The 13,072-nt window shown below is 40.5% G+C and carries 8 protein-coding genes; 6 read left to right on the top strand and 2 right to left on the bottom strand.

The annotated features are described in order from the left end of the window. Positions 1-181: 181 nt before the first annotated feature. The 6 genes from NVS78_RS01520 (at position 182) to NVS78_RS01495 (ending at position 9,926) form a co-directional block, all read left to right on the top strand. Positions 182-3,556, top strand: coding sequence for a SusC/RagA family TonB-linked outer membrane protein (locus tag NVS78_RS01520; protein WP_286357621.1), 3,375 nt, complete (start codon positions 182-184; stop codon positions 3,554-3,556). Between the two features lie 11 nt (positions 3,557-3,567). Continuing rightward, positions 3,568-5,046, top strand: a complete 1,479-nt coding sequence (locus tag NVS78_RS01515; protein ID WP_286357620.1) for a RagB/SusD family nutrient uptake outer membrane protein — start codon at positions 3,568-3,570, stop codon at positions 5,044-5,046. A gap of 15 nt (positions 5,047-5,061) precedes the next feature. Continuing rightward, on the top strand, positions 5,062-5,760 hold the full coding sequence (locus NVS78_RS01510) for a DUF4843 domain-containing protein (RefSeq protein WP_286357619.1): 699 nt from the start codon (positions 5,062-5,064) through the stop codon (positions 5,758-5,760). A 23-nt stretch (positions 5,761-5,783) separates the two neighbouring features. Beyond that, the gene (locus NVS78_RS01505) at positions 5,784-7,367 is read left to right on the top strand and encodes a PKD-like family lipoprotein (protein ID WP_286357618.1); all 1,584 of its coding nucleotides are present in this window, start codon (positions 5,784-5,786) and stop codon (positions 7,365-7,367) included. Positions 7,368-7,590: 223 nt separating this feature from the next. Beyond that, complete coding sequence (locus tag NVS78_RS01500) at positions 7,591-8,520, top strand: ABC transporter ATP-binding protein (protein ID WP_286357617.1); 930 nt, start codon at positions 7,591-7,593, stop codon at positions 8,518-8,520. Between the two features lie 65 nt (positions 8,521-8,585). Next, positions 8,586-9,926, top strand: coding sequence for an MATE family efflux transporter (locus NVS78_RS01495; protein WP_286357616.1), 1,341 nt, complete (start codon positions 8,586-8,588; stop codon positions 9,924-9,926). On the opposite strand, the gene NVS78_RS01490 is transcribed toward NVS78_RS01495, so the two are convergent. Next, positions 9,923-10,549: an HAD family hydrolase gene (locus NVS78_RS01490; RefSeq protein ID WP_286357615.1), complete on the bottom strand. Its 627-nt coding sequence runs from the start codon at positions 10,547-10,549 to the stop codon at positions 9,923-9,925. The two genes, NVS78_RS01495 and NVS78_RS01490, sit on opposite strands and share 4 nt — an antisense overlap. A 13-nt stretch (positions 10,550-10,562) precedes the next feature. Then, positions 10,563-12,971 (bottom strand): TonB-dependent receptor, encoded by a 2,409-nt coding sequence (locus tag NVS78_RS01485; RefSeq protein ID WP_286357614.1) that lies wholly within the window; start codon positions 12,969-12,971, stop codon positions 10,563-10,565. Positions 12,972-13,072: the final 101 nt, after the last annotated feature.

Raw genomic sequence — 13,072 nt, 5'->3', positions numbered from 1 at the left:
ATATGGTAAGCATGTGAAATCTAATTAAAAAAATCATGAAAATCCCAATACAGTTGTTATTGAAATAATTAGATTGTCCGTCGGGGACAAAAGTATGGATTGATAAGCCATCGATACCAATGAAATCGATGGATCCGATAAAAATGTGTGAATAATTATTTATAATTTAACTACTACAAAAATGAGAAAAAACGATCATTCATTCTTTAGAAACAGGTGTAGAAAGTTGTTTTATAAAGGGAGTATAGTTCTCTTTATCCAGCTTTTTACGGTCTTGTCTATTTTCGGAGAAAATCTGTATGGTCAACAAAACAAGATCGTTACAGTACATCTTAAAGATGTAACCTTGCTCTCCGCTCTGGAGTATTTAACGAACGTGATAGGGTGTGAAATCCTTTACAATCACGAACAAGTAAAATCTACGAGCAGATTTGATTTGGACATGAAAGAGAAGACTATCCGGGAGGTGTTGGACAAATGTTTGGAAAATACGAATTTAACCTACAAGGTAGTCGATGATATCTTTGTGCTGACGGCCCGTTCGGCGGATGAAAAGAAAGAGAAAACCGTTACGGGGGAGATCATGGATGAAGCGAAACAGCCGCTTCCCGGCGTTACCGTCAGAATTAAGGGAACTACCATTGGAGTTAGTTCCGATCCTCAAGGAAAATTTAAGTTGTCTGTTCCGGATACGGCAAAGTTAACGTTGGTATTCTCTTTTATCGGTATGGAGACTCAGGAGATTGTTATCAAAGATTCCCTTCATATAAAGGTGATCATGAAAGAGGCAACCGAAACATTGAAGGATGTTGTGGTCACGGGATATGCCAACATTAAGAAATCCAGTTTTACCGGAAATGCGATTCGAATAGGGAAAGAAGACTTGTTAAAGGTTTCTTCCCGGAATGTAATTAATGTGTTGCAAGTGTTCGATCCTTCTTTTCGTATCATGCGAAACAACGATATGGGATCGGATCCGAATACCATGCCGGAATTCTATATTCGCGGACGCTCCGGAATAGGTGTAAAGGAATTGGATAAATCCTCTATTTCTCAAACGGCTTTAAAGAATAATCCCAATACACCTATTTTTATCATGGATGGTTATGAGACGACGGTTGAGAAGGTGTATGATTTTGATCCCAACCGAATTGAGAGCATAACTATATTGAAGGATGCCGCGGCGACGGCTATTTATGGTTCTCGTGCTGCTAACGGAGTTGTTGTTATAGAAACAAAGGCTCCGACTCCCGGTAAATTGAGAGCTTCCTATAATTTCACCGGAGGTTTGACCGTACCTGATCTTTCGGACTACAATTTGATGAATGCCCGAGAAAAATTGGATGCGGAGATCGCTGCCGATTTTTATGAAAATGATGATGATTTACAGTATCAGCAGTTACAACAAGAGTTGATTGCTAAACGGAACAATGTTTTAAAAGGGGTCGATAGTGACTGGATCTCTCAACCTCTGCGAAATGAATTTAATCATAAACACAGTTTATATATTGAAGGTGGTGTGAATGATATTCGTTTCGGGGTTGATTTAAGATATGATGTTCAGAATGGTGTAATGAAAGGTTCGGGGCGTAAAGTCGTGGGAACCGGTTTTTTAATTGATTACCGGAGTAAATATCTTCAAATCAAGAATAAAGTCAGTTATGATGTAAAAAAATCTACCAATTCTCCTTATGGTACTTTCAGCGAGTATACAACACGATTGCCTTATGTGCCTTTTGTGGATGAAAACGGGGATTATTTGAAGACCTTACCCTGGCATTACGGCTCCAACACGAAGAATCCTTTTTACGAGGCTAAGATTTTAAATAATTATGATAAAGGAGGGTATAGTGATTTGACTAATAATTTTCAGGTCAATTGGTATGCTTTTACCGGTATGCAGGTACAGGGACAGTTCTCGATCACCAAAAAAGATGAATGGACGAAAGTTTTCACGGATCCGTTATCGGATAAATTCAAAAGCGTGTACGAATCAAAAGCGTTACGCGGTGATTTGTCAAAAACGAAAATGGAAGCGATAAGTTGGGATTTGAAAGTGATGGCTAATTACGTACAGTCCTTTGCCAAGCATAATATAAATTTTTCTATCGGTATTAATGCTCGGGAAGAGCGTTATGACCAAACATCTACTTATTACAGAGGATTCCCCTCCGGAACATTAAGTTCTCCGAGTTACGCGGAAGAGACTCAGGAGCCGACTTACACGGATAATCATACCCGATTATTCGGTGGATTGATGGCATTGAATTATTCGTATGATGATATCTATCTGTTCGACGCTTCTTTTCGTCTGGACGGTTCTTCTGAATTCGGATCTAAGAAAAGAACAGCTCCTTTCTATTCATTCGGTGTGGGTTTAAACATACATAATTACTCTTTTTTAAAGGGTAATCCGACGTTGAGTCTACTGAAAATTACCGGAACTTTCGGACAAACCGGAAAAGTTGATTTCGAGCCTTACGCGGCCAAGCATACTTATGAGATTACCAAAAAATATTATGGGACCGGAAATGCATTACAACTCTACTATATGGGTAATGATAATTTGACTTGGGAGATAACGGATAATTATGACGTGAGGTTGGAGCTGGGCTTTTTGCAGGATGCTCTTGAATTTAAAATCGGTTGGTATAATAAGATAACCAAAGACTTAATTTCCGATGTAACCTTACCGGCCTCTACAGGTTTTACAAGTTATAAGGATAATATCGGAGAAGTTCAGAATAAGGGAATCGAGTTGGACGTTCGAGCTACTGTTTTGAGAAATCAAGATTGGAATGTGATTGCATTCGGAAATTTGGCTCATAATAAAAATAAAATCCGGAAAATCTCAGAGTCGCTTAAAGAATATAATGACCGGGTGAATGCCGAGTTTGCGGATTACGATTCAAATTGGAAAGATTCCAAGTACAGTAAACCTTTGATGAAATATACCGAGGGCGGATCATTAACTTCGATCTGGGGCATGAAGTCATTGGGTATTAATCCGAGTGACGGTAAGGAGATCTATGTCTATCGGGACGGAACGATCGGTTATGATTGGATCGCTTCGGAACAAATGATTTTAGGAGATACGGAGCCTGACGTGACAGGAGCTTTTGGTGTGAATCTACAATATAAAGGATTTTCATTGTTCGCCACTTTTACTTATGATTTCGGAGGATATGAATACAATCAGACCTTGGTGGATAAGGTAGAAAATGTGGATTTAAGATACGCGAACGCGGATAAGCGCGTTCTTACTCAACGTTGGCAAAATCCGGGAGATCGCACGAAATTGAAATCTATTAAGGAACGCGAATACACGACACGTCCGACCTCTCGGTTTGTTCAGAAGAATAATCGGGTAGATTTCAAAGCGTTGACTTTGAGTTATGATTTTAATACGGATTTGATCAACCGAATTGGACTGAGTATGTTGCGGTTACAGTTCCAGATGAATGACGTGGCCCATTTCTCAAGTGTAAAACAAGAGAGAGGATTGTCTTATCCTTTTGCCAGAAGTTTTGATTTTACATTAAACGTAAGTTTTTAAAATAGTCGGTTATGAAAATAGATAGAAATATATTTATAATCATCCTGCTGCTTGTATCACTCTCTTCATGTGATAAATGGTTGGATGTTTCGCCTAAAAATCAGGTGACGGATGAGGAGCTCTTCAAAAATGGCGAGGGTTTTAGAAACGCCTTGAACGGAGTTTATGAAATGCTCTCTTCTCAAGAGCTTTACGGACGAGAACTGTCCTGGGGATTTTTGAGTGTTTTAGCTCAAACATATGACGATAATGATATAGAACAAGCTTATTCCGGTTTGGTAAAATACCAGTACGGATTAACGGGGAATAAAGAGATTATTTCTACGATCTGGTCGAAGTCTTATAAAGCGATAGCCAATTGCAATAAACTGATCAGCGAGATAGAGGGTAAAAAGGGTTCTTTCTTTGAATTGGGCGATGCTGAAAAGAATTTGATTATGGGCGAAGCTTACGCTTTACGGGCCTTTATTCATTTCGATCTGTTACGTTTGTTTGCTCCGGCACCCGTTACGGGTGATGGAGGCAGTTATATTCCTTATTTTAATGTATACCCCTCTAAATTTGAAGGCAAAAAGACCGTATCCCAGATTATGGAATTGGTGATACAGGATTTTTTGACGGCAAAAGATTTGGTGGCAAGTTATGATACGGTTTATAATAAGTGGTATATGGCAAGTCCGGAAGCTCGTTTACAGGTTTCCGATGCTGCTGAAGGCGGACGTTTCTTTACCCTGAGAGGTGGACGGATGAACTATATGGCGATTCAGGGACTCTTGGCGCGGGCATATATGTACGCGGGAGATCTGACGAATGCCGAGAAGTATTGCCGGGGTATTTTAACACGTTATGTGTCGGATGAGGGAGGAGAAGATATGATTGATTTCACGGAAAAAAATTTTGTTTCTACCGTAGATAAAAAATTCTACGTGAAATATTGGAACGATATTATTTTCGCTCTTTATGACGATCATCTGTTGGAAAAAATTGCGGACTTTAAAACCTCGACAAAGGCCAGTATGTACGTAAAAGATTGGGATGCCATGTTTACGGGCCGGAATGACGGTTTGGATTATCGTGCTTATCAAAGACAACCGATTCCGGGCTCAAGTAATGTAGTAACTAAAAAATGGTTGGATTTGGATACCGATGAGCAGTTGGTTCATGCTCAAGAACCTTTAATTCCCGTGTTGCGTTTGAGTGAAATTTATTATATCCTGAGTGAATGTCTTGTGGCTAAAGAGGCTACCAAGGCAGAAGGCGTGGCTTATATGAATAAAGTCCGGGCGAAACGGGGAGCATTGCGGGAGATTTCTGCCGATAATTATACGGATGAATTGATTTGGGAGGGGAAGAAAGAGTATTTGGCGGAAGGACAAGCCTTTTTCTTGTTTAAACGTTTGAACCGACCGATCGTTAGCGGAACACAGATCATTCAAATGGACAAATCCAAGTTTGTGTTGCCTGTCCCTGAAAATGAAAATATTTACTAATAAAATGAAATCGTTATGGGAAGATTATTTTCTCTTTTGATAGGAATATCTTTACTGATCTCTTGCGGTAAAGAGGAGATTCCGATGTATGGTCCTGAGCATTACGTGCAGTTTACAGATATTTGGACCGATTCCCTCGAATACTCTTTTTTCTTCTATTCTTGGGCGAATGATTTGCAGATACCTTTGGCAGTAAAGTTAGTGGGTGATCCTCTGAAGGAAAAAACGAAATTTGTGATAAAGGTAGTCGAGGATGAGACGACGGCGAAACCGAGTCAATACGGACTTCCCGAAGAGATATTTTTTAAGCCGAACCAAACGGAAGATACGCTTTATCTGACGTTGAAAAAAGTGGATTTAACTCGGAAAGTCAGGCTCGTCGTTGAGATTCAATCCGGTGGGGATTTAATGCCTGGGCAGACGATTTATACACGGAAAATCATATGGTTTAGTGATGAAGTAACTCGTCCCACATGGTGGCCGGAAGGTGGTCAGGTTGAAAAAATATTTTTAGGCCCCTATACCGTGACGAAGTTCAGAAAGTTTATGGAAGTGACGAAAGTCGGAGACCTGACGGATTATAATTACGACGAGAGACGGGCATTGGCCCTCGAGTTTAAAAACGAGTTGATTCGTTTGTCGGAAATTGGAGACCCGTGTTATGATGAAGATAACTCGCTGATGTTGTCGAGTGTGCCGGTATTAGGGAATTAGGAATCATTAAATATAGAATGACAATGAAGACAAGATATATATTGATTTTGATAGCTGGACTTTTGTTTTTTTGGTCCTGTATCGATGACGAAGGGAATTACAAATATATTGAATTACCGGGATTGACTATTAATAAAGGAACAATGGCTTCGTTGCAGGCGATAGTGGGGGAGCCTGTCACCTACGATCCTAAGGTCGAATATGAAGTTCCTGCCGATTCGATTTATTTTACGTATATATGGTATGATGGGAAGGACTCTGTTTCCAATAAAAAGATATTGGAATTCACTCCTCTACAGATTCGTGAATATCGTTTTAGATTGGAAGCAACGGATACTCGTACGGGGGTCCAATATGTCGGGACGTTATTGTTGAGTGGTGTTTCTCCTTATCAGGATTGTTTTGTGGTTTTGTACAAAGAGGGAGAAACGTCAAGGTTGGGTTTTGTAAAGGTACAAGGATTTATGGAATTCGGCGATCCGAAAGATTTTAAGGATTATAAAATCTATTATCATGTTTATAAAGATGTGAACGGAGCTGATTTAGGGACGGGGCCACAGAAGGTAATTCAACATATTGCCGGGATGAATAAGAGTGAGTTTTTAGTAATCCAGAAGGGCGGAGACGGATGCGTAGAGGTGGACGGGACGACCATTGAAAGGGTGATTACTACAAAACAGGAATTTGTGAATGAAAATCCTCCTGCTAATCTTGCACCTGTTGATGTTTGCTATCACCCATCCATTAATGTGCTGTTGAATGCGGATGGAAAATTGTATAACCGGGAGATGTTGTCTAATGAAGGTTTCCATTCTAATGCTTACGTGAACGTACCTATGTATATAGACGTGGATAACGGAGTTAAAGGGGGTAAAATCGAACGGTTGATTCAACCGATTTACACGAATACCAATAACTTTTTATTACATGATGAAACCAACCGCCGTTTGATCTATTCGGCTTGTTTCGGTTCTAACTTGGCTGCTATGGTGGTTTTGTTCTGTGAAGATGGTTGGCCGGCAGAGAATTATACTCCTTTGGATAATTTAGGAGATATGGAGTTGACCTATGTCGCCGCTTATGGCGACTACGAATGGGACGGTGGAAGCAGTAAATACGTGATGATATTGAAAGATCCTTCCGGGAAATATAAGATTCAACAATTTGGGGTTCCGGCAAGATCAAATGGAGGTGTGACTATTGAAGAAGAATATTTGCAAAAAGATTTTTCCGGAGGTGAATACATCACGTCGGACAGCAAATTCTTTTTGTATAAGACAGGAGAGTATTTATTCTTTAGCGGGGGAGAGAATAACGATCTCTTGTGTTGTTACCGCATGGTCGATGGCGAGACGTTCGTACATGATAATTTTAACGGAAAATCCGTAACCGCTCTTTGTCCGAATGAGGGATATACCTATTCTATGTGGTCCGGGTATCCCGGTTTAGGTGTTGGGCTTTCGAACGGGGAGTTCTATTTTTATCACATGACCGACGCTGCATTATACTATAATAAACCAGAAGTTTTGTACCGGTGCTCAGGATTTGGAGACGGAATTGTCGATGTGATCTACAAACATACTTCGGAATTTACATTCTGGCAGTAACGTTTGTAATAACGTGCAAAGCATGCCAAGAGCCGTCATTTCGACGGCTCTTGGCATGTCTTGTGAAATCGAAACAGGTAACGGAATAAAAGGTATAAATATAAAATATGTTAAATAGGGGATAATAATAAACAAAAACACATACAACTAAAATAAATGTCTTAATTTTAGAAGCAAATTTGTTAGTAGACCGTGTCGTGTATTAACTTTTAAACCTAAGATCATGAAAATTAAAATTGAGCATTTGGATAAAGTTTATCCCGGAGGAAAAAAAGCCTTAAATGACCTGAATCTGGAGATTGAGTCGGGAATGTTTGGATTGTTAGGACCGAATGGGGCAGGAAAGACTACTTTGATGAGGATTATGACGCTTTTGCAAGAACCGACATCGGGGACGATATTTTTTGATGATTACGATATCGCGAAAGATCGGAAAGCCATCCGTTCTTTATTAGGATATTTACCGCAGGATTTTCGTTTTTTCGAAAAATTAAAGACTTGGGAGTTTTTAGATTACGGTGCGGGTTTAGCCGGAATCGAAAAGAAGCAACGGAAAGAGCTTGTAGATGAAATGTTGCGTAAGGTAGGATTATTCGAAGTTCGCGATCGTTGGGCTAATCGTTTGTCCGGTGGTATGAAGCGAAGATTGGGAATTGCGCAGGCTATTATCGGTAATCCGAAAGTAATCATCGTTGATGAGCCGACAACCGGTTTGGACCCGGAAGAGCGTATCCGTTTCCGGAATATTTTATCCGATATTAGTGATAAAGATGCGATTATTTTATTATCGACTCATATTGTAGGCGATATTTCAAGTACTTGTAAGAATTTGGCCTTGTTGAACAGGGGAGAATTGAAATTTAAAGGTTCTCCCGATGAAATGATTTCCCAAGCCAGAGGAAAAGTATGGGAATTGTTTGTCACGGAAACGGAATACGAGGAGGTAAAAGAGAAATATCCGGTTGTATCCACGATCCCGACAGAAGGCGGCATGGAGATTCAGGTCGTGGCAGAGAAGATCGATGAAAGTTTCTCTTGTAAAGCTATTGAACCGAACTTGGAGCACGCTTACGTTTATTACATGGACTTCGTGTTGAAGGACAAAATGGATATGCAGGCGGAAAAAGAACTTGCCGGAGAGTTATTCAAATAAATATAGAACGATATTTTGCTTACCATTCTTTCTGTTTATCTTTGCTCGTCAAATAAACAGAGGGAATGGTAACTTATTTTCAACAGTATAGAAAACATTATGTAGATACGATACGTCTGGGTGTTCCTATCGTTCTGGGTCAATTAGGCATCGTGTTGGTGGGGTTGGCCGATAATATTATGGTCGGACGTTACGGTACAGCGGATCTGGCAGCAGCTTCGTTTGTCAATAGTGTTTTCAATATTCCGATTTTATTCGGTTTAGGTTTTTCTTACGGGTTAACGCCCCTGGTCGGGCAGTATTACGGTCGAGGTGACAAATTTCGGGTGGGAGGATTGCTAAGAAACAGTTTGTTGGCTAATCTATGTATAGGGATTTTGTTGTCTGTGATCATGTGGATACTTTATCTTTATGTGGATAGGATGGGACAACCTGAAGAGCTGTTACCGATTATTCGTCCCTATTTTCTCTTGCAGTTAGCCTCTCTGGTTTTTGTCATGATGTTCAATAGTTTTAAACAATTTGCTGACGGAATAACGGATACGATTACTCCTATGTGTATTATGTTGTCGGCAAACCTGTTGAATATTATCGGGAATTATATTTTTATCTATGGAAAGTTCGGAGCTCCGGCATTAGGTTTGACGGGAGCCGGGATTTCGACCTTGACTTCCCGCGTGCTTATGTTTGTTGCTTTTGTCATGTTGTTTTATCGTAGAAGCGGCTATCGTCGCTACTTGGTGGGGTATAAACGAACAAGCTATAATAGGGGAGATGTAGGAGTACTTAATAAAATGGGCATGATGGTCGGATTGCAAATGGGTATGGAAACGGCTCTGTTTAGCGTGAGCGGGGTTATGATCGGATGGCTGGGGACGATTGCGTTGGCTGCTCATCAGGTCGTCGTCGCCGTTTCGACCTTAGGATTTATGGTTTATTACGGCGTCGGGGCCGCTATCTCCGTGAGGGTAAGTAATTTTTACGGGAGAGGAGATATTGTTAACGTGAGGCAAGCGACCATGGCAGGTTTTCACCTGATCTTTGTATTGGCTGCCGCTGTGGCATGCTTTTTTTTCTTTAGTAGAGGATATATCGGGTATATTTTTACGACTTCGGGAGAGGTGGTACATTTGGTTGCCGTATTAATGGTGATTATGGTTTTTTATCAATTCGGGGATTGTTTACAGATCACGTATGCAAATTCTTTACGGGGAATCGCGGATGTCACCTCCATGGCTATTATTTCGTTTGTCGGTTATTTTGTGATTGCCCTGCCGGTTTCCTACATACTTGGTTTTGTGTTGAATTGGGGTATTGAGGGAATATGGATCGGGTATCCTGTAGGACTGACCCTTACCGGAGTGATGTTATGTTTCCGTTATTATTATGTTTTGCGAAATCGCTAAACGGATTCGACGATACATCTCTTGGTGGTCTTCAGTCTGTCTTTAATCTCTTGGTATGCTTTCTCTTTATCCGTGAAATGTACGGTATGTATTCCCACCTTTTGAGCTGCCTGAATATTGGCCGGCAAATCGTCAATAAATAAGGATTCTTCAGCTTTCAAATGATAACGATTCAGAAGCAATTCGTATATTTCTCGATCCGGTTTGACCATCTTTTCGATGGCGGAGATGATTTTTCCTTCGAAATAATTGAAAACTTTTCTTGGCCTTAGGTATTCATAAAAATCTTCGGACATATTAGAGAGGCAAAATAATTGATAATCCTGTTGGGATAATTCTTGAATCAGCTTTTCCGTTTCCGGTATATTGACTAATGAAACTTTCACGAATTCTATAAATTCATTACAATCTTCCACGGAACAGCCTGTTAAAGGTGCGATTTTCTCTATAACCTGTTCTCTGGTCAGGATGCCTTTGTCGTATGCCGACCAATAGTTGGAGAAAAAGCCGTTCGCGTGAATGTATCGAATGAGATCCGGATTACCGGGAAAGGTTCGGAGGATATGTTTGGGATTCCATTCTACGACAACTCCGCCTAAGTCAAAAATAATGTTCTTTATCATATGGTTCTTGTGTTTAAAAATCAATAATAATTCCAATGGAAGGAAGTAGTGTACCTGTATCGTTTTTAATATATCTCATGATATAACGGTCCGGCTTGTTTTTATCTACGATGTAACTACCATCCGGGTTCTCTGCTGGAACTAATAAATCCGGACTTTTGGTTTTATGGTTATAGATATTTTGAATATCGGCGTATAAGATCAAAGACCAACGATGGAAATAAAAACTTCGATCGACCCGTATGTCCAATTGGTGGAAGGCCGAGGCACGTTCGCTGTTGAAACGTGAATAGTCGTAATAGGGTTGATGTTTGGTGTCCCATGCGGCGATTAAAGAACTGGTATTCACATCGTAAGGGGTGGAAGGAGCCCCGTTCGCGTAACGCCACTTCATCCCGATGTCCCAATTCCCGAATTTCCGTATCGCTGTTAACGAGAGGATGTGGCGATTATCCCAGCTACTCGGAATATAAACAGATGTCGGTCGTAAATATTTATCCATTTTTTTAAACTCCGAGTAATAATATGTATAGGCAACAGAAGCCGTAAGTCCGAAAAGTTTCTGGGTTCGTAACATAAATTCGATTCCGTATGCCCGGCCTTCTCCTGAAGATTTTACCGGTTCGTCTCCCACGGCGACATAATCCGTACCTTTATTGGCCAAGACGATGCTGTCCAACAAGGAGACAGGATAATGATCGTATTTTTTATAGAAACTTTCGAGGGTTATCCGGGTAAGGTCTCCTATACGGAATTCGATACCGGCAACGTAATGATCGGTTGAAATGTATTTTAAATGATTGTCTTTATTCACGAGGAGGCCTTCCGCATCCGCGTATCCCATGGTCGTGTAGGAGGGCAACTGGTAATAACGTCCCGCGTTAAAATTGATGAACCAGAATGGTGTTAATCCGTAGGATAAAGAGAAACGGGGGGAGAGTTGCTTGAAAGGATTTTGCATATCGGAAGAGTAATTGTTCCCGTCTGCCCGAATGCCCAAAGAGAGGGTTAGCTTTTCGTCTCCGAATATTTTACTTGCTTGTCCGAAAAAAGACCATTTAAAAAAATGGAGATCGTGATTGTAATGAATGGAGGCAATATCTCCATGCGTGAATAGTGTTTTGACGGTTTTATTCTTGTAGGTCGCATGCTCGATACCCGTACCTAAATTGAGTTGGATGCTGGCTTTTAGCAACCGTTGATGTTCGAAACGGAATTTGTTTTCGGTTTCGCCCGAACTATAGTCCGTTGATTTCGGACGGTTTTTGTTATTGTCTGTATATTTTTCGATTTCATTTTGTAGGGTACTTCTGCTCAGCACGAAGAGGTTGTTCCAATGTTTGCCGTAATGCCTGTAAGTGATACCTATGGTGTAACTCCATTGTTTACTTTCCGGTAAATAACGGAGTAAATATTTTTGATTGTCGTCGGGATGTTTCATCCCTTTATTCAAATGATTTACATCGTAAGCTCCTATACCGATAACGGTCAGTTTATCCTTGCCGTCGATTGTTGTTTCTGTTTTGAACTGGAAGTCATTGTATACGGGTAAAAATGGCAGTCCGATGATATTGAACAACATTTTAAGATAGCTCCGGCGGGCCGAGGCAATGAATGTTGTTTTGGGAGTTAGAGGACCGTCGATGGAGAGACCGAAATCGGTTGCTCCTAAAGTGCCCCTGAATTTTAATTTATCCGGGTTTCCCGCTATTTGTTTGAACTCCAATAAAGAACTCATCAAATTCCCCCTCGATGCCGGGAAAGCTCCGGCATAAAAATCGACTTCCTTGACAAAATCCACGTTAATGATACTTACTACTCCCCCGGAGGAACCTTGGGTGGCGAAATGATTTAGATTAGGTATTTCCACATTATCCAAGTAAAAACGATTTTCACTTGGACCTCCTCCTCTGACAATGAAATCGTTTCGGAACGCGGGAGAAGAAAGGACTCCCGGCATCGATTGCAATACTTTGGAAATATCCCGGTTACCTCCCGGATTTTTCTCGATTTCGGCAATCCCGATCCGTTGTAGAGATAGGGGACTGTTGCTGGTTTTACGAAAGGGATCGGCTTTTATGGTCACCTGATCTAAAGCAAAGCTACTCTCTTCCAGTTCTATATTAATGGTTTTTTCCGAAGCCGTATTTACCATAAATTCTTCAGATAGGATCGTTTTGTAGCCTAAACTACTTACTTCGAGTCGATTAAATCCGAGTGGAATTTTTTCGATTCGGAAGTAACCATTGGTGTCGGTAATGACTCCGATAGTCGTTTTCCAGATGATTACATTGGCAAAAGGAATGGGTTCATTATTTTTACGATCGACTACTCGTCCTTTTACTACCCCTTTTTCCTGTGCAAAAGAGGGAAAAAGGAAAAGATTAAAAAAAAGGAATAGAAGTATTCGTCGGATTTTCATAACGGTTTATTTGAATTCGGAATACACAAATATAACTAAAAATATCCCGTTCTCCTCCATTCATGGACCTTAATCGTGTTGTATACTGAATTCTTTATGGG

The sequence above is a fragment of the Gabonibacter chumensis genome (assembly GCF_024741215.1).
GTDB classification, from domain to species: domain Bacteria; phylum Bacteroidota; class Bacteroidia; order Bacteroidales; family Marinifilaceae; genus Gabonibacter; species Gabonibacter massiliensis.
This window is presented reverse-complemented; position numbering and strand designations above follow the sequence as displayed.

Excerpts from the sequence above, each read along its gene's own strand:
- NVS78_RS01520 (WP_286357621.1), top strand. The coding sequence starts at position 182 with ATGAGAAAAAACGATCATTCATTCTTTAGAAACAGGTGTAGAAAGTTG.
- NVS78_RS01515 (WP_286357620.1), top strand. The coding sequence starts at position 3,568 with ATGAAAATAGATAGAAATATATTTATAATCATCCTGCTGCTTGTATCA.
- NVS78_RS01510 (WP_286357619.1), top strand. The coding sequence starts at position 5,062 with ATGGGAAGATTATTTTCTCTTTTGATAGGAATATCTTTACTGATCTCT.
- NVS78_RS01505 (WP_286357618.1), top strand. The coding sequence starts at position 5,784 with ATGAAGACAAGATATATATTGATTTTGATAGCTGGACTTTTGTTTTTT.
- NVS78_RS01500 (WP_286357617.1), top strand. The coding sequence starts at position 7,591 with ATGAAAATTAAAATTGAGCATTTGGATAAAGTTTATCCCGGAGGAAAA.
- NVS78_RS01495 (WP_286357616.1), top strand. The coding sequence starts at position 8,586 with ATGGTAACTTATTTTCAACAGTATAGAAAACATTATGTAGATACGATA.
- NVS78_RS01490 (WP_286357615.1), bottom strand. The coding sequence starts at position 10,549 with ATGATAAAGAACATTATTTTTGACTTAGGCGGAGTTGTCGTAGAATGG.
- NVS78_RS01485 (WP_286357614.1), bottom strand. The coding sequence starts at position 12,971 with ATGAAAATCCGACGAATACTTCTATTCCTTTTTTTTAATCTTTTCCTT.